The following is a 24,367-nucleotide window of genomic DNA, read 5'->3' on the forward strand; positions in this document are numbered from 1 at the left end:
CCCAGGCAGGGGTGGCCATGGTTTACCCCGGGCAGCACCTCATCGGGCGGCCAGAACGCAAAGGGCGTCCCCGGTTGGAGGACCGCCCACTGGCCGGTTGCGGTGTCCTCCCCCGCCATCCAGGCGATTGGCTTCATGGAAGCGAACAGCCAAAGCGGCGGGTTCCGGCAACGGGCGAACAACGTTCGTCCGCTGGTGCGGTCGACGAAGGACCCAACCAGGGCCGCGAGCAGCATCGCAGGAAACGGGGATGTGGCCCGTGGAGACCGGGCGCAGAATGGCCGGTAATCAGGCCCCAGAGACGCGACAGAGACGCGGCTGAAGCAGGACGCTCGAGCTAAGTTACTGACAAGTCGAGGGTTTCGACGACCACCGGGATCCTGCGATTTACGCAAGACCCCCTGGTGGTGGACGCAGTCAGGCTCGAACTGGTCTCCGCTCGCACGTCTGGGAAATGGGAAACTTCCTGAGCCTGAAATGGGAATTGCGATCGCTGAAACCTCAGCAAGAGAATTTCGAAGCCTGATCAATATTTTCGTTCGAACCGAACGATTTTGGTTGACAGCGTGAGGCGGCTTGGTTGATGTTCGGGCCAGAAACGGAAGGGTTCAGGCGCCCACCGTTGAGGGAATTCTGGTCAAGGACGGTCAATCGTCCTCGATGCAGGCACTCTGACAGGAGCCTCGATCGGAGATCGCATCAGTCGCGTTCTTCGGCTTGACTCGTGTTGTGCCTCAACATCGAGGGCATCATGACGGGACAGATCCCAGTCGCGCGCAAGCGCGTTCGTACTCACCAACCTTCGCTGCAGCAGTCTCTGCCGGCGTCCGAGCCGACGCTGGCAGAGACTGCTATTGCGCCAGCCGTTACAGCTGGCTCTTCCAGTGCGGGAAGCTCGCAGCCCGACTACCAAGCCGATGCGTCGGTGCGAGCAAGCCCGACGAACTATCGGCGCATCAGCGTCGACCACGTTTCGATCGCGAGTCTCACCCCCTCGAAGATCAAGCTCCGCCGTGCGGGTCGACACCAAAAGGAAGGTCTCGAGCGCAACATCCGACACTTCGGCATCGTGCGGGCGATCCTGGTGCGTCGCGACGGGACCATCATCGCCGGACATAGTATCTACGCGGCGGCGCGGACGGTCGGCCTCGACGAGGTGCCGGTCACCTACATCGATGATCTGTCCGACGACGAAGTCCGCATCCTGCGCATCAGCCTACACAAGATCGAGGAGATGGCCTCCTGGGATCCGGAGGCACTGAAGATCGAGCTGACGCACGTGCTCGACATCAATCCCGATCTCGCGGTGTTCAGCGGGTTCTCGACGGGCGAGATCGATACCCAGCTCAGCGGCACCGACGCGAAGGTCGACAAGGCCGACGCTCTACCGGAGACCACCGGGCCGACCGTGTCCCGGGTCGGCGATTGCTGGGTGTTCAAGGGCGGCCATCGCCTGATCTGCGCGAACACCCTCGACCCCGACGCGTTGGTCTGCCTGATGGACCAGGTGCAGGCGCGCCTCGTCCTAGCAGACCCACCCTTCAATGTACGCGTAGAGGGTCACGTCTCGGGCCGCCAAGGGGCGCGCGAGTTCGCCATGGCCTCCGGAGAGATGACGGAAGCTGAGTTCATCGTCTTCCTTACGACCGCGTTCCGCAACGCTGCGATGCACTCCCTCGACGGGTCCCTCGCCCTGTACTTCATGGACTGGCGTCATGCCTACGAGATCTTGACGGCAGGGCGGGCGGTCTACTCCTCGTTCAAGAATCTGATCCCGTGGGTCAAGTCAAATGCAGGCATGGGTACGCTATGGCGATCACAGCATGAACTCATCTTCGCTTTCAAGCTCGGCTCGGCTGCGCACATCAACAATGTCGAGCTAGGGAAAAACGGGCGCTGGCGCTCGAACGTGTGGCATTACGCGGGTGCGACCGCCTTCGGCCGGACCCGAGACGAACTTGACGGCCACGTGACACCCAAGAGCGTCGCCCTGCTGCACGACGCCATTCTCGACGTCACTGCGAGAGGGGATGCGGTGCTGGACCCGTTCGCCGGCGCCGGCTCGACGCTGGTGGCGGCGCATCGGGCGCGCCGGGTCGGCTACGGCGTCGAAATCGATCCAATCTACGTCGATACCGCCGTGCGCCGGCTCGAGGCCTTTACCAAGGCCGAAGCCGTCCTCGAGGCGACTGGACGCACCTTCGCCCAGACCAGGGCGGAGCGGTGTGGCCCCGCGACCGCGTGAGGCCACCCCATGCCTCGCGATCCCAGGCCTGACGCACCGACAGCGGCGTCCGATGACGAGAAGGTCGGCTACGGCCGGCCACCATCCCAGTTCCGCATTCAGCCTGGTGAAACACGCAACCCCTGGGGGCGCAAAGGCCGTCCGAAGTCGAGGGAGGATTTCCTCGACGGCAAGCTCTCGATGCGGGTCGATGGCAGGGTGGTGAAGGTCACCCGCGACGAGGCGATCGACCACTTCCTTTTCGAGGCGGCCTCCAAGCGCAACGTTTCGGCTGCCAAGCTCCTCGAGCAGCGGCGACAGGCTCGGCTTGCCCGGTCATCGCAGGCCCAGAATACCGACACACTGCTGCCCGAGGAGGAGGCCTCGCTTCTCAGGGCCGTCGGGCGGCGTCTGCGCACGCTCGACCGCGAGACTGAGGACGATGAACCTGTCGAAGATCATCCGGAACCGGAGGCCGACCCATGAGCCCGGAGGCGCGCCTGTACCAGGTGCTCCTCCGCTCGGACTTTATGTTGTTCTACGAGCGCTGCTTCGCGACCCTCGAGCCCGGCACTCCGTTCATCGACAACTGGCACCTGCACGCCGTCGCGGAGGCCTTGCGGCGCGTCGAGGTGGGCGAGGCTCGGCGACTGATCATCAACGTCCCCCCGCGCTCGGGCAAATCGCTCTTGGTCACCGTCGCCTTCACCGCTTGGCTACTCGGTCGCAATCCACGGCTTCGGATCATCTGCACCTCCTATTCCGCCGATCTGGCGCAGACCCACGCCGCCGCCTTCCGGGCCATCGTCACCAGCGCCTGGTTCAGGGCGACATTCCCAGCCTTCACGATCAAGCGCGGCGGCGACCGCAAGCTCGAGACGATCACTACCGAGCGCGGCTACCGCTACGCGGTCTCGATTGCCGGACCCGTACTCGGGCGCGGCGCCGATCTTATCATCGGTGACGACGCGATGAGTCCGGATGCTGTGTTCTCGGAGGCCGTACGCCGCCGGCAAATAAATCTCTGGAACACCGCGCACCGCACCCGCCTCAACGACAAGCGACGCGGTGCCATCGTCCTGGTCTCGCAGCGCCTGCACGAGGACGACCTGATCGGGCAGGTCCGGCGGACTGGAGATTGGGACGAATTGGTCCTACCCGCGATCGCGCCGGAGGCGGCTCGCTATCGGATCGGAGCGGACGAAGACGATGTCTACTATCGTACTGAAGGTGAGGTCCTGGACCCCGCGCGCGAGCCGCGTGAGGTGCTCGACGAGATGCTCGCGGCCGTTGGCTCGATGACGTTTGCGGCGATGTACCTGCAGGATCCCGTACCACCGGACGGCAACGTGATCCGCCGCGAGTGGCTGCGATACTCCGAGCGCGACTTCAATGATCCGGCGTTCGTGTACTTCGTGGCGAGTTGGGACCCGGCCTCGACGCTCGACGCGACCAGCAGCTACTCGGTCGGGCAGCTCTGGGGCTGGGACGGGGAGAACTACTATCTTCTCGATCAGGTACGGGGTCGCTGGGAGGTGCCGGACCTGCGCCGCAAGATCCTCGAGTGCACGCGCAGCTGGCGTCCGGATGAGAGCCTGATCGAGGACACCGAGCTTGGCCGCAGCCTACAGCAGGATCTACGCCGTACCAGCAGCATGACAATGCATCTCAGACGGCCGCGCTACGACAAGCGCGCGCGGCTTCTGGCTCAAAGTGCGCGATTCGAAGCCGGCCAGGTCGTGATCGCGGAGGGGGAGCCCTGGACGCACGGCTACGTCGGTGAGTTGCTGGCGTTTCCATTCGGCCGCAGTGACGATCAGGTCGATGCGACCTCGCAGGCGCTCGACTTCCTCACGGCGAAGACCGCCCAACTTCGACCGGTGCAGCGTCGCAATCCGACCCGCCGCAATATCGAGCGTCGCGGCGTTGAGAACGATGAAGAGGATGAGACGGACCCGATGGTCGGTCGGCGGAGACGCGCAGGCTTCGATGGGCCGCCAGGATTAGGCTGAGCGCTTCACGATCTGCACCGCGGCTTCACCGCCGACGCTCGGTGCGAGCCCAGCAAAGCCTTCGCGTATCATGGCCCCGGATCAAACCGCACTCCCCCGTCCGGTGCTCGATCTCCGCGTGACATGCCCGTCGTCGGTCGGCGTCACAGATCAGACTGCAGTCGGAGGGTGATGCTAGCGATAGCTCAGTCATGGCGAGCAAGGCGAAATGAGCATCGCAATCAGGCGTGTCCACACGGTCAGCGCTCCTTCGCCTGACCGGCGTGGAGCGTGGCGGCGAACCAGTCCATCGCCGCGAGCAATGCATCGATAGAGGTCGCGGATAGGCCCGCGAGCGGGATGGTCTTGCGCTTCGAGACCGCATCGGGCGGTAGACGAATGCCGGGCACCGCGTTTAGGCGGTCGAGCAGTTCCTGCCGCAGCTCCAGGTCATCGAACACCGGTTTCCCGAGCATGTGCTCGAAGTACACCGCCATCGTCCCGTCGGTGAAGATCCGCAGGGCTGGGATGCCGACCCCGTCCTTCTCGAACACCGCCCCCAGCGCGCCGAAGTTCGCGTTCGTGTTGAAGGCGATACGATCCGCGCGTCGGTGGATCCACGCTACGATCGTCCTGACCGCTCCAAGCACGGCCGCGTCGGCGGGCCACCGGCAAGAGGCAACCCGACGGGAGGCGCGAGCGCGACAGGCGGGATCACGTCACCGTGAGCTCCTCAGGGCGAAGACCGGCGGGCGGGGTGGCGCCGACGGTGTCGCCTTGGCAGGATCGCGGTGGCACGCCTCTGGCGGGTCCACGGCACGCAGAAGGGTGAGACCACCCGATGGTGAGGATCATCGCGCTGATCGTCATCGTGGGAGCCGCAGCGACCGCGGTCCTCCATTTCACGTACCCGGCCGTAGCCGCCGTGCGGCAAAGTTGCCGACGGTGCTTCCCCCCACGAGGACGACGTCGAACTTGCTGTCCAAGGGGCCAAGGTGAGGTCGGCCTGCACGGCTTCGAAGAGGCTGGCGGCTGGCCGGGAGGCGTTAGGACGATGTCAGATCGACGACCCAGGTGACCCCGAATCGATCCTTCAGCATGCCATAGAGAGGCGACCAAGCCGAGGGTCCGAGTGGCTGTGGGACGGTCGCGCCCGCGCTGAGGCCATTCCAATACGCCGTGATCTCGTCCTCGGATGAGCCGCGCAGGGACACGTAAAAGGCATTCTCGCCGGGATGCCACGGGCGCTCGGGCTGGACATCGTAGGCCATGATGCGAAAGCCGGTCTCGCAGGCGACCTGCCCCCAGATGACCTTTTGCGCCTGCTCCGGGTCCGTCACGCCGGCCAGTTCGCCGTAGGTGACGAGGGTGGGCTCGCCGCCGAAGACGTTGGCGTAGAAGGCCAGCGCCTCCCGTGCCCGGCCGTCGAAATTGAGGTGCGTCGTCACTTGCACGGTCATGGTCGTCTCCGACTCCACTCGGGGCCGTTGTCAGCCCCATGACCGGACTGTACCAACGCCCAACTGACAGAACCCGGCAGTTGCGCGATGGCGCGGAGTGACCGTCTCTTTCGTCTGCTGCACGCCATGCGCGTGCTGCCGCCACCGCTCACGGCCAAGCGCCTCGCCGAGGAGACGGGCGTGTCGCTCCGCTCCCTGTACCGGGACATCGACAGCCTGCGCGCGGCCGGCGCGCGGATCGAAGGGGAGCGTGGCTACGGCTATCGGTTGACCGAGGACGTCGCCCTACCGCCCCAAACCTTCGACCGCTTGGAGACCGAGGCGCTGGCAATCGGCATGGCCGCCGTCGGCGCCATGGGCGATCCGGACCTCGCCCGCGCCTCGGCCTCGGTGCTGGCCAAGGTGGCCGCCACCCTCACCGACGAGCGCGAGCAGCAGTTGCTGCATGCCGTGTCCAAGGTCTACCGGCCCGAGGCCCGGCCTGCCGCCACACCCGACACGGCCCTGATCCGGGAAGCGTGCTGGCGGGAGGAGAGGCTTACCCTCCGCTACACGGACGAGCATGGAGCCGACACGCAGCGCACGATCCTGCCGCTCGCCATTGTGTACACCGAGCAGCGTTCGGTCGTCCTGGCATGGTGCCTCCGGCGCGAGGCGTTCCGCATGTTCCGGCTGGACCGCATCCGCGATGCCCGCACCGGCACCGGCAGCTTCCGCCCCCGGCGGGCTTCCCTGCTACGGTCCTATCTCGAACAGCTCAGGCACGAGGAGGCGAGCCCGGCGACTTCGCGCAGCCCCCATGGCCGGTGAGCCCCCCGCGGCGGGAGCCAACGTTCGCGGGACATCTGCAACCGACCGCTCTTCTTCAGGACCGTCACAACGCAGCGCTCGCCGCAGGACGTCAGTTGCCGGATCGAGCCGTGAAGAGCGGAAACCCGTTGCCTGCGAAGGGTCCGGTATCGAGCCACAGATATTGGAAAGACCGGCTCTTGAAGAGCCAGTTCTCGCCCGAGCGATGCAATCGGTCGAACGCGATGCAATGGCAGCGGTAGTAGGTCTCGTCAGCTCCTTGTGCGCTCTCATGGATGAACGTGCGTGTGGTCGCCTCATTGCCGGCAATGTCGATCACGCCGGGCAGCGCGAACTGCACGAAGAACGTCTTGCCGGCGCGCAACTCGCGGAACAGGGCGACGTTACTCGCCGGCCCAGTCGAATGATGCCCGTTCGGCGCCTCGCCGATGACGAACTCGCCATCGTCCGTCCATAAGCTGTGAAAGCTCGTAATCGGCTCTGGTCGCAATGTCGGCGTAGCGGGCAATCACGTTGCGGATGATCGCCTCGTCGACGAATTTCTGCAGGGTGGATCGATCCATCGGCTCCCTCCCTCGTCTCTGATACAGTTTGCCGTCACCGAGGAATCCCGGTGACGGCCCGGCAGTGGTTCGCTCATCGATTTCGACCCGGACGACGATGGTGTCGCCGCTCCCGTTCAGGCGGTGCAGATGCCGGGGACCTCGACTTTCCTGAACAGGTGCGGGCTTACCGTAACACCCTCCGGGTAGTCGGCGAGCTTCGCCTGGAACGCTGGGTTCGTGAAGGCGGACCGGAAGTGGGCGACCGATTGCCAGATGGCGTAGTTCAGGAAGACCCCGCTTCCCGCGATGCCGCGATGCAGCTGCGTCGAGATGAAACCCGGCTGCGCCTTCATCAGGCTGGCATCGCCCGTCCAGACTTCGAGCAACTTATCGGCATCGTCCGGGGATGTGACGAAGGTGTTGATCAGAATCACCGGTCCTTCCTCGGACTTGAGTTGATCGCCCAACGTGACGGCTTGGCCCATTTCGACGAACTTCGGCATCTCAGATCTCCTTGATCCCAGTGGAGGCCGGGGTGGCGGTGGAACTTGCGATGCGGCACTGGATGTCGCGCAGCAGCTCGCTTGCGGCCTCGATCCGCTCCGGCGACAGATCGGCCATCAAGGATTCGGCCCAGCGTCCATGGCGTTCGCTCGCCTCGCGATAGGCCGCTTCACCCTTATCGGTCATCGCGACGAGCATCGCGCGCTTGTGGTGCAGGTTGGGTTCGAGGCGGACGAGGCCATCGGCCCGCATCTCATCCACGGAATACTGCACGGCCTGTCGGGCCAGTCCCATGTTGCGCGCGATGTGAGCCACTGGCAGCGGGACGGGGGAGAGGGAGATCGCGCCCAGGACCTGCCAGCGCGCGCTGGTCAATCCGAGGTCGGCGCCGAGCGTGTTCCCGACGGCGAGCTGGTCACCGTTGAGTCGGAACACCTCGATCACGAAGCCGACATAGGCCCGGCGCAGGCGAGACTTCGGTTCGGCAGAGACGGTTGGACTATGCGACATGGAGCAAATGTAGCATGATGACGAATTTCGTCAATTAGACAAAATTATGCCTCTACGCCTGCCCAGAAGGCCCGTCCGTTCCGTGACCCGGAAGGGCAAATTACGACGGTCGGCCTCAGAGGGGCCAGTTCCCGAACGGGCCATCGCCGTCACACTCGATCACGTCGCCAACGGACGGTCGTGTACGGGTCCCCAAGCTGTCGATCGTGCGGTTGGGTGAGCGTGGCACCTTGGGATGAGCGCAAACGATCACTGCACCTCTTCCGCCCGGTGTGAGATTTCGAGAATCGGAGTCATCGCATCGGCTGTAGCGTGGCCGTTGCGGTCATCTCACCATCGCGCTATCGTGGCGATGTCGGAAAAGGCAGACTTGGTTTGGTAAGCCCAAGTCCTTCCGGTGACGGAAGCTCTGGTCTTTGGCCCCCTGCCGCAGATCCCCGCGACGAACGAAGGACGCCCTCGCGCGTCCGGCCGTTCGTCCGCGCGGGTCTCAGGTTTGGGAAACGCTCCGGTCGAACAACGACCCTGGAGCCCGACCATGTCCGCATCCACCACGCTCTACGACACGATCATCGCCGGCGCCGGTCCCGTGGGCCTGTTCCTCTCCTGCGAGCTATCGCTGGCCGGCTGCTCGGTGCTGGTCCTCGAACGAGAGGGTGATCCGTCGTCGCCGTTGAAGCGCGCGCCGTTCGGGCTGCGCGGCCTGTCCGTCCCGACGATCGAAAGCCTCGACCGCCGCGGTCTGTTGGACGCGATCGCGGCCTGCGCGGCCAGCCCCGCCACGCCCGGAACGGCGCATTTCCTCATGCAAGCCCGCCGTCCGGGCGGTCACTTCGCCGGCATCCAGTTCTTCCACGACCGGATCGATACCGCGCGCTGGCCCTACCGCCTGCCCGGCCCGGTCAGCAGCCTCGCCGCGGAGTTGGCGAGCATCGAGACTGTTCTGGTCACGCGAGCGGAGGAGACGGGCGTTGCGGTCCTGCGAGGCGCGGGTGTCGAAGGCTTCACGCAAATCGATGGGTCGGTGGTCGTCCAGGCTGGCGGCCGATCGTTCCGGGGCCGCTGGCTCGTCGGATGCGATGGCGCCCGCAGTGTGGTGCGCAAGGCTGCCGGCATCGCCTTCATCGGCACCGAACCGGAGTTCACCGGGTACTCGGTCCAGGCCGAGTTGTCCGGCACGGGCGCCCTCAAGCCCGGCCGGCACTACACCGCCCAAGGCATGTATCTGTTTACGCCGCCCGGCACGCTCGCGATGGCCGATTTCGACGGAGGCACCTTCCATCGCTCCGCACCGATCACGCGTGAGCACGTTCAAGCGGTCCTGCGCCGAATCTCCGGCACCGACGTCACGGTGACCCGCCTCCATCTCGCGACCACCTGGACCGACCGCGCCCATCAGGCGAGCGCGTATCGCTACGGCCGCGTGCTGTTGGCGGGCGATGCCGCTCACATCCACTCGCCGTTGGGCGGCCAGGGTCTCAACCTCGGGCTCGGCGATGCGATGAACCTCGGCTGGAAGCTCGCGGCCACGATACGGGGCGACACGCCGGCCGGTCTCCTCGACAGCTATGAGCACGAGCGGCATCCGGTCGGTGCGCGCGTCCTCGATTTGTCGCGGGCCCAGGTCGCTCTGATGCGCCCGAGCGCGAGTTCGCGCGCGCTCGAAGCCATCGTGCGCGACCTCATCGAGACGCCGGACGGCGCGACCTATTTCGCCGAGCGCGTCTGGGGTGTCTCGCTTCGCTACGATCTCGGCGAGGATCACCCGCTGGTCGGTCGCAGCGTTCCCGACTTGGCGCTGAGTGACGGGCGGCGAGCCAGAGCCCTGATGCGCGACGGCAAAGGCTTGCTCGTGGATTTCACGTCGAGCCCGTCGCTTCGGGATCTCACACGAAGATGGCCCGCCAGGATCGGCTATGGTGTGGGGACCGCGCAGGACGAGATGGGCTTGCACGCCGTGCTGGTGCGGCCCGACGGGATCGTCGCCTGGGCCAGCGACAGCGCTCCCGACGAGGCGGCCCTCGGCCAAGCCGCGACGCGATGGTTTGGCGACTGATGGCGCGCACTTGAACGGCCTCGCCTGCGCCCCGCTGCGAAGAATTGATACGCACGCGTCATATTCCCGTACCGGTCAGCGGTCAGTCTCGCCTTCACTCCGAGATGAGGTCGCCATGGCCGACGCTGGCCCCGTGCTGTCTCCCGAGAAGCGCTAAGCCGCCGAGATCCTGGATCGCGCGCAGCGGGCGATGATAGAGAAGGTGCATACCGCCGGCGCAACTCCCATCATCGGCGGATCGCCATGAGCGCGGCTGTGATCATCATCGAGCGCATCGAACGCCTTGCTCGGATCAGCGCATACCCATGGAACCTGACGAGACGAATCTTCAGCCCGCAACAGTCTGAGGCCGAAGCGCTCGTTATCGGTTGGATGGAGGAAGCGGGCCTATCGACACGGCGCGATCCCGTCGGCAACCTCATCGGTCGGATCGAGGGATCGATCCCAGGCGGCCCGGCCATCGTCGTCGGTGGCCACATCGATACGCGCAAGGATGCCGGCCGCTACGACGGCACGCTCGGCGTGCCAATAGGCATCGCCGCGGTCGAGAACGTGATCCGTGGAGGCTCACCCCTGCGACACGCGATCGAGGTCGTCGCCTTCGTCACGGATGCGGCCGGGCGATTCGGCTTGCCGCGGTTCGGTAGCAGAGCCGTCGTCCGACGGATCGATCCGGACTTGCTGGGTTTGGATGACGACTATGGCGTTGCCCTGCGCGAAGCCCTGCAGTCGCAGGGGCTCGCCCCCGAGATGCCCCCAAGCGCGAGGCGGTCCCCCGACGAGATCGTTGCCTATCTTGAAGTCGCGGCTGAAGCCGGTCCGGCGCTGGAACTGTCGGGATAGCCGGTCGGGATCGTCCCCGCCCTGTCGGCGTCTTCGATCCTGCGTGTGACGCTGACCGGACAGACCGTCGATGCGGCGACGGTCCCAATGTCGGGCCGGCGCGACGCCTTGACCGGAATGGCGGAATGCATCCTCGATGCGGAGCGGATCGGATCCACGCGGGACGACGTCACGGTCACGGTCGTGCGCGTCGATGTCGAGCCTCTCCCGACTTTCGTCGTCACGGGTCGCGCGATCTTCGGCGTTACCGTCCAGTCCTGTGACGATGTCGCGCGCAGCACGGCTATGATCGACCTCGTCGCGGCGTTCGAAGGGATCGCGGCGCGGCGCCAACTGGAGATCGTCATCGACCAGGGTATCGATCCCGCTGCCATCTGCTGCGAGCCCGGGATCGTTCGCCTGTTCGAGCGCGCCGCGGAAGCCGCGGGACAACCCTTTGTCCGGCTGGCGCAAGGTGTCGCCATCGACGCCGCGAATATGGCTCAGCTGGGACCGATCGGCTTGGCGCTCATCCGATGCCGTGGCGGCGTGGGGTGGGGGCCGGCGGGCGTCGTGAAACCGACCGATATCATGATCGGCCTGAACGCGCTGACTTCCGTACTCGGAACATTGGTCAGCGGAACGAACGCGCCGCCATGAGGAGTACGTGATCGCCGTATCCTTAGACGAGGCCAGGGGTGGAGAGCGTCATAAACGTGCCGATGCGCCTGCAAGCGGGCAGGCGCCGTCATCTTTGGTGGTGATGGCTAGGTCCGAGTGCGCAGCATTTCCAGCAGGGTATCCACGACGCGCAAGCGCTATGCTCGGCACTCGATTTCGCCCATGTCCGCTTTGAGGATGTCGCTGAGAACCGCCGAATGGCCGGGATGGGCGCTTTTCTGCCGGGCTGCTCTGAAAGCCCCTCGACACTGAAGCCGAGGGGCCGAACGCTCAAATCTCCGTGCCTTCGGCCAGGGTCAAGGCATCTTCGACGTCGACACCGAGGTACCTAACCGTGCTCTCGATCTTGGTATGGCCGAGCAGGATTTGGACCGCACGAAGGTTGCCGGTCCGTTTGTAGATCAACGACGCCTTCGTGCGACGGAGGGAGTGGGTCCCGTAATCCTCGCTCCGCAGCCCGATGCCAGTCACCCACTCATCGACCAACCGCGCATACTGCCTGGTGCTGATGTGCATGACGCCGTCGAGCCTGCTTGGGAAGGCATAGTCGTCGAGCGTTCCGCCCCGGGCCTCCAGCCATGTCAGGATGCTGGTACGAGCGGGTTCAAGCAATTCGAACTGCACTGGTCGGCCGGTCTTGCGCTGGATGACGATAGCCCGGCTACGGACGCGACCCCCGCTGACGAGGTCGCCGATCTTGAGCTTGACGATGTCGCGGCCGCGCAGCTTGCTGTCGATGGCGAGGTCGAACATCGCACGGTCGCGCACGCGCCGTTCGCGGTCGAGCCAGAAGCGGATGGCCCAGACCTGCTGAGGTTTGAGGGCCCGCTTGGCGCCGAGCTTGCGGCCGGCGTTCCAGGCCGGTCGCCCTTTCGTAGCCGGATCGTGTGCAGAGTGTCCCATCGTCTGTCTCCTTGCCGGCCCATGCCGACAAGGCGAGGAGACACCCGAACCGAGGCTCTGGAGATGTAAGGCAGATGCGGATGTTCCGCTGGCGACCCAACGCGGCCGCTTAAGCCACCATCGACGCTGTCCGAAAGCAGCGATCAGACTGATGCCATGCAAGTTTGGCCGAGGTAGATGTCGGCCGTAGCGTCAGGCGGAGATACCCTCCCACGCTCAATCGCCGTGGTAGAGCTTGCTCATATCCCAGCCGGGGATTTCTGACCCAAGGGTGTGCTCGAATGCCACGATCCCGAGCCCATCCGGTGTAGTCTTGCAGCGGAAGGAAAGCCGGAACCAATGGCCTCGGCTCCTGACGACCGCACCCGGTGCCACGACTTCTGTTCCGTGCTCCTGCGGATTGGACAGGGCGTAGGCGATCACCTTATCGGCCTCGAAGCCCGGATGCTGGCGGGAAACTTCACCGCCCGCTCTTGCATCACATCGCTGCTCGATCCGCGTTCCGAGTTCCACCTTGAGCATCAAGCGGTCCCGTGCGTCAGGTGGCTGCCCGCCCGCGCTGGCAGATTGGGCAGAGGCCAGAACGCAAAGAGTGGTCAGGCAAAGCGTTTGCAGTCGGAACATGGCCGTTGCTTGAGCGGCGATTTAGGCACCTCTATGGCCAAGCTTGATGGTATGCCGCTGGGATCTGAGATGGATCGCTGCAAAAGCGAGACCACGGCGTCCGTTTCAATGAGTTGATCGCTCATGAGCAGACGGTCGGAAACCCACCGAGGCTGTGTGGAAACGCCCTGTTGTGCTACCTTTTTGGGAGCGCTGGAGGGGTCGAATGGGCCGTTTCATCGAAGGTTGCGAGCGGCGCCAAGCGCTTCTTCTGGCGGATTGCGTCGACGACTATGTCGGCGAGGAGAACCCGGTCCGGGTGATCGACGTCTTCGTCGATGAACTGGACCTTGCCACACTTGGCTTTGAAGGCGCGGCTGCGACGGGGCGGCCCGGCTATCATCCGGCGACGATCCTGAAGCTCTACCTCTACGGTTACATGAACCAGGTGCAGTCGAGCCGACGCCTCGAGCGCGAGGCAGGCCGCAATGTCGAGGTCATGTGGCTGACCGGCAAGCTCGCTCCCGACTTCAAGACGATCGCGGACTTTCGACGCAACAACGGCGAAGCGGTTCGGGCAGCGTGCAAGCAATTCGTCGTCCTGTGTCGGGAGATCGGCCTCATTGCCGGCGGCACGGTGGCGGCGGACGGCAGTCGGTTCAAAGCCGTGAATACGCGCGACAAGAACTACACGCCCGGCGCGATCCGCCTCCGCTTGGCGCAGGTGGAGGCCAGCATCGAGCGCTATCTCGATAAGCTCGACACCGCCGACCGGCAGGAGGCGGACGTCGGCGAGATGCGCACGACGCGCCTGAAAGAGAGGATCGCGGCGCTTCGCCAGCAGATGCGCACGCTGCAAGCCATGGCGCACGAAGTCGAGACCGTGCCCGACCGTCAGATCTCGCTGACCGACCCGGACGCCCGTGCCATGGCCACGAACGGCAAGGGCACGGGCCTCGTCGGCTACAACGTCCAAGCGGCCGTCGATACGGACAGCCATATCGTCGTGGCACATGAGGTCACGAACCTCGGCCATGATCGCACCCAACTCGCCAACATGGGCCGGCAGGCGAAGGACGCGACCGGGGTCGAGCACCTGACGATCCTCGCCGATCGCGGCTACTTCTCAGGAGCGGAGGTCCTGGCCTGCGAAGAGGCGGGCGTCACACCGATCTGCCCAAAGCCTCTGACCTCCGGGGCCAAGGCGGAGGAGCGCTTCGGCAAGCTGGACTTCCTCTACGATGCGCCGAGCGACACCTATCGGTGCCCTGCCGGCGAGACCCTCATCAAGCGCACGACCACCGTCGAGAACGGTCTCGTTCTGAACCGCTACTGGTCGAGCCACTGCCGATCATGCGCGTTGAAGCCCGGCTGTACGACCGGCAACGAGCGACGGGTGACGCGCTGGGAGCACGAGCATGTCGTGGAAGCCATGCAGGATCGGCTCGACCGTAGGCCGGACGCCATGCGCATCCGGCGACGGACCGTCGAGCATGTGTTCGGCACGATCAAGGACTGGATGGGACGCAGCCACTTCAAGATGCGGAGGCTTCCAAACGTCGGGACGGAGATGAGCCTCCACGTCCTCGCCTACAACGTGAAGCGGGCCATCGCCCTCCTCGGAGCGCCAGGGCTTATAGCCGCGATGCGCGGATGAGCCGGGAACGGCTCGCTCCGGCTGTCACCGCTTCCGACACAACCCGTTTCCACACAGCCTCCACCCCGAGCAGACGTTCGATCACCGACCTAACCGAGCCGCCCAGGCCGCTCCCGTCATTTCCCAGAAGTGGACGTCCGTCGGCGGGCGGGCAATGTCATTTGACCCACCCTTACGCGGTGTGCGCTTTCTCACTCAGTCTTTCAAAGCAGGTGCCTTAGCCGTGACAGATGAGCATCAGCATCCACGACGTCAGCGTCCCTGTCTTCGTCAACGCGCTTCGTAACATGAGCACGTGGCTTGACAAGGCGGCGTCGGAAAAGCCCGAAGCCGAGTTGCTCATCCGGCGATTGGCTCCGGACATGAAGCCACTGCCAGCCCAGTATCAAATGGCGTCCGACAGCGCGAAGAACGCGGTGGCACGGCTTGCCGGCATCGAATCGCCCTCGATGCCCGACGTCGAGGCGACCTTCGCTGAACTCAAGGGGCGCTGTGCCAGGACGATTACCTTCGTCGAAGGCATTGATCGGGCGGCGTTGGCCTCAGGCGCGGAGCGGGAAGTGGAGCTGAAGTTTCCCAACGGCATGGGATACCGCTTCAGCGGGCAGGCCTATCTCACGGACTTCGCGCTTCCAAACTTCTTTTTCCACGTGACAACAGCCTACGGGATCCTCCGCGGCGCAGGAGTGAGCCTCGGCAAACCGGATTTTCTACAGCATCTCGGGCCGCCGAACATTCATACCGCGCAGTAGTCACTCCGGCTCGCTTAGGGCCAATGCCAACCAGCCGGATCAAGCGAACGCACGCCTGACGCCATGAAGCAGCACAGCTGGTGCAGGGGTGCGCCAGGCCTACACGCTTTACCGTGGCACCGAGCGGCTCGGCGCCTCCCTTGGACTGGCAGTGCGGTTCGGCTTCGACGGTCGGGATAAGGGGTCCTCGACGCGATGGGCGATCAGCTCGGGCGCGGCCCGTTCCTCTGCCGCTAATCCCATGCCGAGCGTAAGGAAGCCGCGTTCCAGGCCTGCTCCTTCTGGCTGGCCGAACTCGGACCGCAGGACGAGGTCGAGGAGGTTTTCACCGGCACGATCCGCGGCGTGTCCCGGGGTATCGGCATCATAAGCAAAATGGTCGATCCGTTGAGCGGGGACCTCCTCGGCAACGCACTTCAAGGCCTAGCGTCCGGACCTATAACGGTGGCGCGGATGGGTGGGGTGTGATTCACGGCTCTTATCGAGGGGCCGATGAATCATCTTTGGCTGACGGACGAGCAGTTTGCGAGGATCGCACCACTTTTGCCGTACGACACGCAGGGCAAGGAGCGCGTGGACGACCGGCGCGTGATCAGCGGCTTATTAATCCGGACTCTACTGCTCCGACTCAGACGGAGGGTTCAGGGGATCGGCTGAAGGTGGCGAGGATGTCGGTGGCGGGTTTGGTCCAAACGAAAGGCCTGGAGCGCCGGTTAGGCTCGGCGATGAAGCGTTTGATCGCGGCCTGGAGGTCGACGACGCCGGTGACGGAGCTACGTCGCACGCGGCGTCGGGTCCGGGAGAGTTTGCGGGATCACGATCACTGGACGCGCATCCCCGTCATTCACCATCTAAGCCCGGCTTGGTCATGCGTACGCGCCCCAGCTTGACGGTCTGTACCGTCAGCCATTGCGCTTGGTTCTTTTCGACCGAAATCGACACGCGCATGGGCTGCCACCGGACCTGCCTATCGGCTCGGCTGGGCGTACGGTCGGCCGGCTGAATGGCGAGGTCCTCATCAATATCCACCAGCGGCGTCAGGCGAACCTCAAACCGCCGCCCGCCCTCCACACCGGACCGCCCGCCCGTGTTCATGTCCAAGTCCGAAAGAGGCTCGGCGAGGAGGCTGCGCACCAGCCAGTCCGGCGCCATGCGGTCCGCTACCTGGGCTGTGGCGACGCGGGATTGCACGAGGCTGCGCTGCACGACCATGGTGGCGCCCGCGACGATCGCGAAGGCCACGAGGGCCTCGATCAGGGTGAAGCCGTCGCGGCCCGCCCGCCGCATACTCACTCCCGGCTGATCGCGCTGCCGTCCCCCCGCTGCCCGTCAGGCCCGAGGGAGCTGATCATGTACGGCGCCGCCTTGCCCGGCACCCGATACTCGTAGGGCCGCCCCCAGGGATCGGCCGGGACGGCACCCTGTTTCAGGTAGGGGCCGCTCCAGTTCTCGGCCGAGGCCGGCCGCTGGACCAGCGCCTGGAGCCCTTCGTTCGTGTTCGGGTAGCGACCGTTGTCCAGGAAGAACAGGTCGAGGGCCGACGAGAAGGATTCGATCTGCAGCTTGGCGGTGCGCTCGCGCGAACTCGATAGGTATCCCAGCACCCGGGGACCGGCGAGGCCCATCACCAACCCGAGGATCACCAGGACGACAAGGAGTTCGACCAGGGTGAAGCCGTCCTGGCGGTTGCGCTCTCGGCCCCGGCGCGGCCCGGCCGCCGCCGCAGGGCATGTTTCAGAATTCAGCCGATTCATCCTCGCCTCCTCACATCAGGTCAGCATGTCGTTGATGCTCATCAGCGCGGTCATCACCGAGATGATCAGCCACGCGATGAGGATGCTGACGAACACCATGACGGCCGGGCCCACGACGGCGATCAGCCTGCCGAGGGCCGCATCGAGCTTGGCCTCGTAGAACACCGCCACCTGCTCGGCGCTGGCGGCCAATTCCCCGGCCTCCTCACCGACGCGCAGCATCTGCACGACGTGGCGTGGGAAGAGCTGGCGGTTGCCGAGGGTATCGGACAGGCGCCGGCCCTGCCGCACGCCCGCGACGATCCCATCGATCTCCGCGCCCGCGCGCGGCATGCGGACAACCCCACGCATCAGGCGCAGGGCGCTGGAGATGTCGACACCGTTGCGCACCAGGACGGCGAGGGTCCGGCAGAACGTCACCGTGAACTCGCTCTGGAGCACGCCGTGCGCGCCGGGCAGGCGCGCGAGCAGGGCGATCCATAGGCCGCGCTCCCGTCCCAGCCGGGCGATCACAACCCCCATGGCCAGGAGGACGGCGAGGGTGATCACCAGCGTGTCGAGATTCCGGTTCAGGAAGGCCGACATGTTGAAGACGATCAGGGCGGTCGGGTCGATCCGGTCGCGGAACCCCTGGAGTGCGACCTCGAATTTCGGGATCAGGTAGATCAGCACGAAAGCGAGGACGCCGAGGGCTGCCACTACGAGGAAGACGGGATAGGAGATCGCCGAGACGAAGCGCTTGCGCAGGCGCTCGCCCCTCTGCCGCTCCGTGACCAGCGCCGTGAGGGTTTCCGCGAGCGAGCCGGAGGCCTCGGCCGCCTCGACCATCTTCACGTAGATCGGCGAGAACAGGCGCGGATGCCGGGACAGGGCCTGGGACAGGCTCTGCCCCTGGCCGAGGCTCGCGTGCAGGTCCCGAAGCACCCGCGCCAGCCAGCGGTCGCTGGCGAGCTGGACGAGGATCAGCAGCGCCTCGTCCAGGGCGACGCCGCCGCGCAGGAGCATGGCGAGATCGAGGGTCATCGCCGTGATGCCGGCCGGCGAGGGTTCGGGCTTGAGGAGGTCGCGCCAGGTCCGCTGCCCGGAAGTCCGCGCCGGGGCCGGCTGCGCCGAGATCGGCGTGCAGCCAAGGCGTTCGAGATGCGCGACGACGTCAGCGGGGGTTTCCGCCTCCATGCTTCCAGAAAGGAGCTTACCCCCGGGATCGATGGCCCGGTACGCGAAGTTGAGAATAGCGCCCATGTCAACCGATCCCCGTGAGGGCGGGGGCCTGGATCTGCGGCAGCCCGGCGCTCAGCAGCCAGACGAGCCACAGGCAGGGCGCCAGGAGCGCCCCATAGGGGAGCTTCTTCGACTCGGGCGGGCCCGTCATCCTGCCACGCAACCACAGAGCGGCAACGATCCCGCCGAGGCTTGCGGCGAGCACGGTCCAGGCGAAGCCTTCGGTGCCCACGAGGATACCGCCGGCAAAGGCGAGCTTCACGTCGCCGAAGCCGAGGCCGTCATAGCCGCGCCAGCGATAGAAGCCCTCGCGCACGAGGAGGAAGGCGGCCCCGCACAGCAGCCCGTCGAGGATAGCGAACCCAAGGGCATCGGGAGCCGGCATGCCCAGGAGGGCGGCCTCGGAGAGCCGCGCGGCGAGACCCAATGCGCCGAGGGAGAGCAGTGCCACATCGGAAATCGTGAACGTCGCGAGATCCTGCCACGCGATCTGCGCCGCCACGAGGGCCAAGCCCGTGAGGATCAGCAGGACACAGGCGGGCCCGTGGCCGAGCCACGCGGCGCCCGCGACGCCCATGGCCGCAAGCGGCGGGAGGCAAGGGACGAAAAACGACCGGCTCATCGTTCGCCCTGCTGCGGCATCGGCCGGGGCCGCATCCCGGGCGGCGTGGTTGCCGCGAACAGCCTGTGGGTCTGAACCTGATCGCCCAGGCGAATCGTGAGATGCGCCGGCCCGATCTCACTGACCGACCATCCGTCGATCATGTCGCCCGTTCGCAGCACGAGCGTCGGGCCGCTTCCCCGCCGCACGAGGCCCGCCGCGCTCTCGGGATCCTGCACGATTCCGATGAGGCGCAGGGCGGGCGCGGTCGGGGGCGGGGCCGCCACAGGGGCCACGACCTGCGCGACCGCAGCCGGGGCGGGTTTCTGGGGACGGCGTGAGGCGGAGAACAGCGGCCGCTCGCGCGCCGCCTTCAACGCGGGGAGCATATCGGCCAGCCGATTCAGTTCGGAGGGAACCTGTTCGGCGGGATGCTCGGAGAGCCGCGGGCGCGGCAGGGCCGGGGTCTGCGCGGATGGCTGCGCGAAACCGCCTTGCCGCGGCGCCGAGCCGGGCCCCATCACCGCGCCAAGGCCGCCGGGTATCGCCGGCATCACCGGCGGTCCGACGGGATCGGGTGCGGCGGAGGTATCGGGCAGGATCGTTCGGGCAACGCCCCAGGGGGTGACGGGCTCGGCGTGGGCGATGCCATCCGCGACCGTGAGCGTTGTAGCCACCACCAGGATCGAGCGAAGGGCCCATGCGCACCGGCCGGCGGGCCTTTCCCCGGTCATGGCTGCCCTCCCTTACGGTAGCTCCGAACCGTGAGGGTGATGCGCAAGCGCGGATCGTTGGGGGGACCGAAGGTCTCCCGCCGCTGCTCTAGGCGCGCGTCGAGGCCGGCAACGCGCAGCAGCGGCAGCCCGCCCTCCACCGCCGCGAGGAGGTCCACGAGGCGGTCCTGCACCGTCTCGAAGGTGGCGCGGACGGTCGTGCTGAGAGGATCGTCCGCCGGTGCGTCCTCGTCCGCGCGGACCTCGATGAGGCGGCTCCCGGAGCGCTCGACCAGATCGACCACGCGCGTCTGCAATTCGGCCCTCGCCAGTGTCGCGACCGTTGCACCGAGATAGATCCGGTCCATATCCAGGGCCGGCGGCCGGGCGACCGCCGAGGACCTGACCCGTCGCTCGATGTCGGCCACGCGTTCGGCTTGCCCCGCCTGTGCCATTCGCGCTTCGGCCCAACGCAGACCATTGGCGACCGTGAGCGCCGCGAGGATGCAGGGCAGCGCGACGAAGACCACTAGGGCGGCCGGTCCGACCCAACGGGCGGAAGCGGAGACGGCACTCATCGCGGCCCCCGGAACGGATGGGCCGGATCGGTCCCGCGTCCGGCTCCCTTGGGTTCACCGGGCCTCTCCGCTGTGATCTCGAACAGGTCGCGCCCTGCGGCGTCGCGCACGACCGGGGCAGCAAACCTCACGCCGGTCAGGCCCGCCCTCCCTTCGAGCTGCTTGATCAGAGCCGGCGCGTCGCTGGAGCGTCCCGCGAGGCGAACCTTGCCCGAACTCAAATTGATCTCCCGGAGCACGGTGGTGTCGGGAATGGCCGCGCTCAACCCATCGATGAGGACGAGGGCGCTTGCCTCGCGATGCGCCTCGATGAGCGCCCGCTCGTGCGAGGTCCCCCCGCCGCGATGGGCCTGGAGGCGGCTCCGCAGGGCGGCCAGTCGGCCCGTCGTCTCGGCCTGCTCGGCTTCGGCCTCCTGCGCGACCCATGCGCTGGCGAGGCAGGCCGCCAGAAGCACCGTGATCGTACCGATGGCGATCCGGGCGACCCAACGCCGGGTCGCCCGGTCGGCGGTGGCGGGACGCCCCGCATACAGATCGATGCGCGGTGGGGCGTCGATAGCATCCTCGACGCTGCCGAGGGATGTCGGGACGAAGCCGCGGGCGGCGAGACGGTCGAGGACCGGCGCCAGACGATCCGCCGACATGGCGAGGAGATCGACCGCGAGGGAGCCATCCGTCCGCTCCTCCGGGGATACGGCGAAGCCGTGCAGCACCTTATCCATCCGCCATGGGGTAAGCCGCTCGAGGCGGTGGGCGATGATGGACGGGAGATAGTCTCGGCCCGCCGAAGGCAGGGTAAGAGAGCGGCGCAGCATCTGATCGGCCGGAAGCCGCAGATCGATGATTGCGAACCGGCCCGGCACGGCCGCATCTGCTTCGTCGAGAGGGCCGCGACGGACGAGGGGGCCGCGCCCGGCCTGCTCGTGCAGGACGAGCGTGTCGCCCTCCGGCACGATCACCGCCCGCCGCTGCGGGACGATGCAGGAGAAGAGCGGCGCGATTTGGGCCATGAAGGCATCGAGCACTTGCCCCGACACCCGGTCGGCGACCGCCCGGGCCGGCGCGAGGCGCGTCGCCATCGCCTGCCGGACGAGCTCGAGGCCCGCCGCGCGCTCCTTCCCCGGCTCAGGCCGCGACACGCATCACCTCATCGAGCGAGATCAGGCCCTCGGCCGCCTTTCCGATGCCATCCTCGAGCATCGTCGTCATGCCGCCCGCACGCGCGGCTTCGAGGATGCGCAGCGGATCGGGCTCCCGGCGGACCAGTTCGCGCACGGCGCCATCGACGGGCAGCGCCTCGAAGAGCCCGACGCGGCCCCGGTATCCGGTGCCGCCGCAGGATGGGCATCCGACCGGCGCGTGAAGGTGGAGGGACTCCGGCGCCGTGATGCCCCGTCGTACGCAGACTTCGCGCAGGGTTCCGGCGCCATCCTCATCCGGCGTCCGGCACCGGGTGCAGAGGCGCCGCACGAGGCGTTGCCCAAGGACGCCCCGCAGCGCGGAGGCGATCAGGAACGGCTCGATCCCCATGTCGGCCAGCCGGACCACCGCGTCACAGGCGCTATTCGTGTGAAGGGTCGTCAGGACGAGGTGGCCCGTGAGCGCGGCCTGAATGCCGATGCTCGCCGTCTCGCGATCGCGCATCTCGCCGACCATGATCACGTCCGGGTCGTGCCGGAGGAACGAGCGCAGGGCGCTGGCGAAGGTCAGGCCGATCGATGGCCTGATCTGCGTCTGGTGAATGCCGGGGATCTGGTACTCGACGGGATCCTCGACGGTGACGATCTTGCGGGCCGGATCATTCAGCAGCGAGATCGCGGTGGCCAGCGTCGTCGTCTTGCCGCTGCCGGTGGGGCCCGTGATGATGATGACGCCGTGCGGCTCGGCCAGCATCGCCTCCAGAGCGGCGCGGTCGCGACCGGCGATGCCGATGCGCCCGAAGCTGAGGATCTGCGCGTCCTGCACGAGGATGCGCAGGACGGCCGTCTCCCCGTACAGCGTCGGCATCACCGCCACGCGCAGGTCCGCCTCGATGGCGCCGACCCGGATGGTGGTGCGCCCGTCCTGTGGCAGCCGGCGCTCGGCGATGTCGAGCCCGGCCAGGATCTTCACGCGGGAAATCACCGCCGGCGCCATGCTTCGCGGCAGGTTCTGTTGCGGCCGCAGCAGGCCGTCGATCCGGAAGCGGATGCGCAGCTCCTCCCGCGCGGTCTCGATGTGAATGTCGGTGGCGCCCGCGTCGAGGGCACGGGTGAAGAGATCGTCGATCGCCCGCACGACGGGCGCGCCGCGTGCCAGATCCTGCAGGGTCTCGATGTCGTCGAAGAGACCGACTTCCGTCACGCCGTCGAGGTTGGCCTCCCCGCTCGGCAAATGGTCCGTGGTCTCGTCGCGAATCAGCAGGTCCGCAATCTCCTCGAAGGAGAGCACGGCGAGGGTGGCCCGCCCGTCGAGGGCGAGCCTCACCGCTTCGATCGGCTCGGCCTGCGCGGGGTCGGCGGTCAGGACAAGGGCGCCGTCCGCCGTGCGCACGGGGTAAAGGAATGCCTCCTGCAGGAACCGGCGGGACAATCCCTCGGTCAGGGGCGGCAGGTCCAAAACCGCGTCCCGGCTGGCACGGGGCACACCATGGAAGGCGGCCACCGCATCGGCCAATTCCTCGGCGCCGATGCCACCCTGCCGCCAGATCGCATGGGCGGTGACGGCGCCCACGGCGGCGACCGACAGGCCCCGCATCCGGAGGAAATCCGTGAGCGTGACGCTGGCGGCGGAGTCGACGCAAATTTCCTCACGCACGCGCTGGTCTCCGGCCCTGCTCCGGGAACATCGAAATTAAGGAAGTTTTAACTCAACACTATCGGGGCCGCAGCAGCGATAGTCTCGCCAAGACTCGAAAGCTGTGTCTCGTGGCGATGATGCAACAAGTTGCGTCGCAATATCGATTTGGCAGGGTAGGCCGAGCCGCCGGATACCGTGAAGGCCCGAAAACACGTGCGGCGGGAACAGGTCTCGCTTCAGGAGTCTCGGCCGCCGAACGCGTGGGCTTCCATCTGCCGGGCGAAGCTCTCGTGCTCGAAATTCGCAGGGGGAAGCGTCGCCATGAAACGCTCGGCGATCTCGGTGAGGATGAAATCCGGGCGAAGTTCGGCGGCGTAGGACCAGTCGACCGTCGTCGCCCAAAAGAAATGCACCTCGCGGAACGTCTCGGCGAACATCGCCGTGAGGGCGCCGACATGGGGCAGGAAGGCGTGGTGAGCGAAGGAATCCCCGCACAGGACGATCCGGCGCGGATCGATGCCGGGCGCGTCGTTGCGGAAGACGGCCCGCGTCCCGACCCCGCCGCCGGTGGCCCCGCGCTCGGTGAGGATCCGCTGGAGATAGGCGTTGACGTGGAGGAGCTCGGCCGTGCGCGGATACGTCCAGGCCGGCAGGACCTCGCTCCGGTGCACCGGAAGCTTGGTCCCGAGATCTCCGGACAGCGAGGCGAACGTGGGATCGGCTGGAACTAGGCGGACCCGCGGCCAAACCCCCATGCGCGCGCAGAGAGTCAGGTAGGCGCGATGGCAGGCCGGCAGGGACCAGTGCGAATCCGTCTTGAGATAGAGGTTCTCGCGGTCCGGATCGCTGCGAAACGGTGCGATCATGTCGACCACGGAGCCCCACGCGAGGGAGTTGCGAAGCCAGCGACGCAGGGCCAGAGACGGCGCGAGATCGGGATCGATCTTGACGTCTGCGCGGTCGGCGAGGATCGACAGCTTCTCAGGGACGACCACGTGGAAGTACCGCGCGCCGACACCGCGCGCGCGCCGGACGCGATCCTCCAGCAGGCGGCGCCACGCATGGAAGTGCTGCGGCGGGAAAGCGTCCTTCCGATACTGATCCAGAACGTTGTTCGATCCGCCGACGAGGAAGAGCCATCCGTCGCGGCCGATATGGACGATCTCTTGCACGCTGATCCGATTCGAGCGACCGCCCCGCGAAC

The 24,367-nt window shown here is 66.5% G+C and carries 27 protein-coding genes and 2 pseudogenes; 10 read left to right on the forward strand and 19 right to left on the reverse strand.

Translation table 11 applies throughout. From position 1 onward, the window contains the following. On the reverse strand, positions 1-236 hold a 236-nt coding region (locus MKK53_RS05030; protein ID WP_243927453.1), incomplete at its 3' end, for a hypothetical protein. Between the two features lie 515 nt (positions 237-751). Between MKK53_RS05030 and MKK53_RS05035 the strand changes: the two genes are divergently transcribed. From MKK53_RS05035 to terL, 3 genes are read left to right on the forward strand one after another with little or no spacing between them, the layout of a single operon-like run. Then, positions 752-2,245 (forward strand): DNA modification methylase, encoded by a 1,494-nt coding sequence (locus tag MKK53_RS05035; protein WP_243927455.1) that lies wholly within the window; start codon positions 752-754, stop codon positions 2,243-2,245. 9 nt (positions 2,246-2,254) lie between these two features. Then, positions 2,255-2,710 carry a hypothetical protein gene (locus MKK53_RS05040; RefSeq protein WP_243927457.1) on the forward strand — a complete coding sequence of 152 codons (456 nt, stop codon included), beginning with the start codon at positions 2,255-2,257 and terminating at the stop codon, positions 2,708-2,710. Beyond that, positions 2,707-4,236 (forward strand): phage terminase large subunit, encoded by a 1,530-nt coding sequence (gene terL, locus MKK53_RS05045; RefSeq protein WP_243927459.1) that lies wholly within the window; start codon positions 2,707-2,709, stop codon positions 4,234-4,236. Before MKK53_RS05040 ends, terL begins: the two co-directional genes overlap by 4 nt. A gap of 239 nt (positions 4,237-4,475) precedes the next feature. Here terL and MKK53_RS05050 read toward each other — a convergent pair whose 3' ends face one another. Both MKK53_RS05050 and MKK53_RS05055 read right to left on the reverse strand, forming a co-directional pair. Then, complete coding sequence (locus tag MKK53_RS05050; RefSeq protein ID WP_243927461.1) at positions 4,476-4,865, reverse strand: hypothetical protein; 390 nt, start codon at positions 4,863-4,865, stop codon at positions 4,476-4,478. Between the two features lie 396 nt (positions 4,866-5,261). Next, positions 5,262-5,675 (reverse strand): VOC family protein, encoded by a 414-nt coding sequence (locus MKK53_RS05055; protein ID WP_243927463.1) that lies wholly within the window; start codon positions 5,673-5,675, stop codon positions 5,262-5,264. A gap of 87 nt (positions 5,676-5,762) precedes the next feature. Between MKK53_RS05055 and MKK53_RS05060 the strand changes: the two genes are divergently transcribed. Next, positions 5,763-6,485 carry a helix-turn-helix transcriptional regulator gene (locus tag MKK53_RS05060; RefSeq protein ID WP_243927464.1) on the forward strand — a complete coding sequence of 241 codons (723 nt, stop codon included), beginning with the start codon at positions 5,763-5,765 and terminating at the stop codon, positions 6,483-6,485. 91 nt (positions 6,486-6,576) lie between these two features. Here the strand turns inward: MKK53_RS05060 and MKK53_RS05065 are convergent, their stop codons facing one another. The 4 genes from MKK53_RS05065 to MKK53_RS05080 form a co-directional block, all read right to left on the reverse strand. Then, on the reverse strand, positions 6,577-6,915 hold the full coding sequence (locus MKK53_RS05065) for a nuclear transport factor 2 family protein (RefSeq protein ID WP_243927562.1): 339 nt from the start codon (positions 6,913-6,915) through the stop codon (positions 6,577-6,579). Continuing rightward, positions 6,869-7,048 (reverse strand): hypothetical protein, encoded by a 180-nt coding sequence (locus MKK53_RS25550; protein WP_243927568.1) that lies wholly within the window; start codon positions 7,046-7,048, stop codon positions 6,869-6,871. The genes MKK53_RS05065 and MKK53_RS25550 overlap by 47 nt, the downstream gene beginning before the upstream one ends. A 116-nt stretch (positions 7,049-7,164) precedes the next feature. Then, a complete protein-coding gene (locus MKK53_RS05075) occupies positions 7,165-7,533 on the reverse strand; it encodes an antibiotic biosynthesis monooxygenase family protein (protein ID WP_243927466.1) in 369 nt (122 codons plus the stop codon). A gap of 1 nt (position 7,534) precedes the next feature. After that, a complete protein-coding gene (locus MKK53_RS05080; RefSeq protein ID WP_243927468.1) occupies positions 7,535-7,978 on the reverse strand; it encodes a MarR family winged helix-turn-helix transcriptional regulator in 444 nt (147 codons plus the stop codon). A 604-nt stretch (positions 7,979-8,582) separates the two neighbouring features. Here MKK53_RS05080 and MKK53_RS05085 point away from each other — a divergent pair. The 3 genes from MKK53_RS05085 to MKK53_RS05095 all read left to right on the forward strand — a co-directional run bounded on the left by MKK53_RS05085 (position 8,583) and on the right by MKK53_RS05095 (position 11,582). Next, positions 8,583-10,100 carry an FAD-dependent monooxygenase gene (locus MKK53_RS05085; RefSeq protein WP_243927470.1) on the forward strand — a complete coding sequence of 506 codons (1,518 nt, stop codon included), beginning with the start codon at positions 8,583-8,585 and terminating at the stop codon, positions 10,098-10,100. 243 nt (positions 10,101-10,343) lie between these two features. Continuing rightward, positions 10,344-10,943, forward strand: coding sequence for a hypothetical protein (locus MKK53_RS05090; protein ID WP_243927472.1), 600 nt, complete (start codon positions 10,344-10,346; stop codon positions 10,941-10,943). A gap of 45 nt (positions 10,944-10,988) precedes the next feature. Beyond that, complete coding sequence (locus tag MKK53_RS05095; RefSeq protein WP_243927474.1) at positions 10,989-11,582, forward strand: hypothetical protein; 594 nt, start codon at positions 10,989-10,991, stop codon at positions 11,580-11,582. A gap of 291 nt (positions 11,583-11,873) precedes the next feature. On the opposite strand, the gene MKK53_RS05100 is transcribed toward MKK53_RS05095, so the two are convergent. Together MKK53_RS05100 and MKK53_RS05105 are read right to left on the reverse strand one after the other, a co-directional pair. After that, positions 11,874-12,506, reverse strand: a complete 633-nt coding sequence (locus MKK53_RS05100) for a tyrosine-type recombinase/integrase (RefSeq protein ID WP_243927476.1) — start codon at positions 12,504-12,506, stop codon at positions 11,874-11,876. Between the two features lie 216 nt (positions 12,507-12,722). Continuing rightward, positions 12,723-13,028 carry a DUF930 domain-containing protein gene (locus MKK53_RS05105; RefSeq protein WP_243927478.1) on the reverse strand — a complete coding sequence of 102 codons (306 nt, stop codon included), beginning with the start codon at positions 13,026-13,028 and terminating at the stop codon, positions 12,723-12,725. A gap of 307 nt (positions 13,029-13,335) precedes the next feature. On the opposite strand from MKK53_RS05105, the gene MKK53_RS05110 reads away from it, so the two are divergent. The 3 genes and pseudogenes from MKK53_RS05110 to MKK53_RS05120 all read left to right on the forward strand — a co-directional run. Continuing rightward, complete coding sequence (locus MKK53_RS05110) at positions 13,336-14,766, forward strand: IS1182 family transposase (protein ID WP_243927480.1); 1,431 nt, start codon at positions 13,336-13,338, stop codon at positions 14,764-14,766. A 230-nt stretch (positions 14,767-14,996) separates the two neighbouring features. Beyond that, positions 14,997-15,518, forward strand: coding sequence for a DUF1993 family protein (locus MKK53_RS05115; RefSeq protein WP_243927482.1), 522 nt, complete (start codon positions 14,997-14,999; stop codon positions 15,516-15,518). A gap of 492 nt (positions 15,519-16,010) precedes the next feature. Further along, a pseudogene (locus tag MKK53_RS05120) lies at positions 16,011-16,124 on the forward strand (IS5/IS1182 family transposase); the annotation flags it as partial. 22 nt (positions 16,125-16,146) lie between these two features. Here the strand turns inward: MKK53_RS05120 and MKK53_RS05125 are convergent. The 10 genes and pseudogenes from MKK53_RS05125 to MKK53_RS05170 form a co-directional block, all read right to left on the reverse strand. Continuing rightward, positions 16,147-16,314, reverse strand: a pseudogene (locus MKK53_RS05125) (IS630 family transposase); the annotation flags it as partial. Positions 16,315-16,358: 44 nt separating this feature from the next. Next, positions 16,359-16,805 (reverse strand): prepilin-type N-terminal cleavage/methylation domain-containing protein, encoded by a 447-nt coding sequence (locus tag MKK53_RS05130; protein ID WP_243927484.1) that lies wholly within the window; start codon positions 16,803-16,805, stop codon positions 16,359-16,361. 2 nt (positions 16,806-16,807) lie between these two features. Continuing rightward, complete coding sequence (gspG, locus tag MKK53_RS05135; protein WP_243927486.1) at positions 16,808-17,272, reverse strand: type II secretion system major pseudopilin GspG; 465 nt, start codon at positions 17,270-17,272, stop codon at positions 16,808-16,810. A gap of 15 nt (positions 17,273-17,287) precedes the next feature. Beyond that, the gene (locus tag MKK53_RS05140; protein WP_243927488.1) at positions 17,288-18,514 is read right to left on the reverse strand and encodes a type II secretion system F family protein; all 1,227 of its coding nucleotides are present in this window, start codon (positions 18,512-18,514) and stop codon (positions 17,288-17,290) included. A 1-nt stretch (position 18,515) separates the two neighbouring features. Then, the gene (locus tag MKK53_RS05145) at positions 18,516-19,115 is read right to left on the reverse strand and encodes a prepilin peptidase (RefSeq protein WP_243927491.1); all 600 of its coding nucleotides are present in this window, start codon (positions 19,113-19,115) and stop codon (positions 18,516-18,518) included. After that, the gene (locus tag MKK53_RS05150) at positions 19,112-19,828 is read right to left on the reverse strand and encodes a hypothetical protein (RefSeq protein WP_243927493.1); all 717 of its coding nucleotides are present in this window, start codon (positions 19,826-19,828) and stop codon (positions 19,112-19,114) included. Before MKK53_RS05150 ends, MKK53_RS05145 begins: the two co-directional genes overlap by 4 nt. Further along, positions 19,825-20,337 carry a type II secretion system protein GspM gene (gene gspM / locus MKK53_RS05155; protein ID WP_243927495.1) on the reverse strand — a complete coding sequence of 171 codons (513 nt, stop codon included), beginning with the start codon at positions 20,335-20,337 and terminating at the stop codon, positions 19,825-19,827. Before gspM ends, MKK53_RS05150 begins: the two co-directional genes overlap by 4 nt. Positions 20,338-20,381: 44 nt before the next feature. Beyond that, the gene (locus MKK53_RS05160) at positions 20,382-21,524 is read right to left on the reverse strand and encodes a PilN domain-containing protein (protein WP_243927497.1); all 1,143 of its coding nucleotides are present in this window, start codon (positions 21,522-21,524) and stop codon (positions 20,382-20,384) included. After that, positions 21,511-23,121: a GspE/PulE family protein gene (locus tag MKK53_RS05165; RefSeq protein ID WP_279598834.1), complete on the reverse strand. Its 1,611-nt coding sequence runs from the start codon at positions 23,119-23,121 to the stop codon at positions 21,511-21,513. Before MKK53_RS05165 ends, MKK53_RS05160 begins: the two co-directional genes overlap by 14 nt. 278 nt (positions 23,122-23,399) lie before the next feature. Then, positions 23,400-24,335, reverse strand: coding sequence for an alginate O-acetyltransferase AlgX-related protein (locus MKK53_RS05170; RefSeq protein WP_243927501.1), 936 nt, complete (start codon positions 24,333-24,335; stop codon positions 23,400-23,402). Positions 24,336-24,367: the final 32 nt, after the last annotated feature.

This window comes from Methylobacterium sp. J-076 (genome assembly GCF_022829405.1).
In the GTDB taxonomy this organism is placed as follows: Bacteria; Pseudomonadota; Alphaproteobacteria; order Rhizobiales; family Beijerinckiaceae; genus Methylobacterium.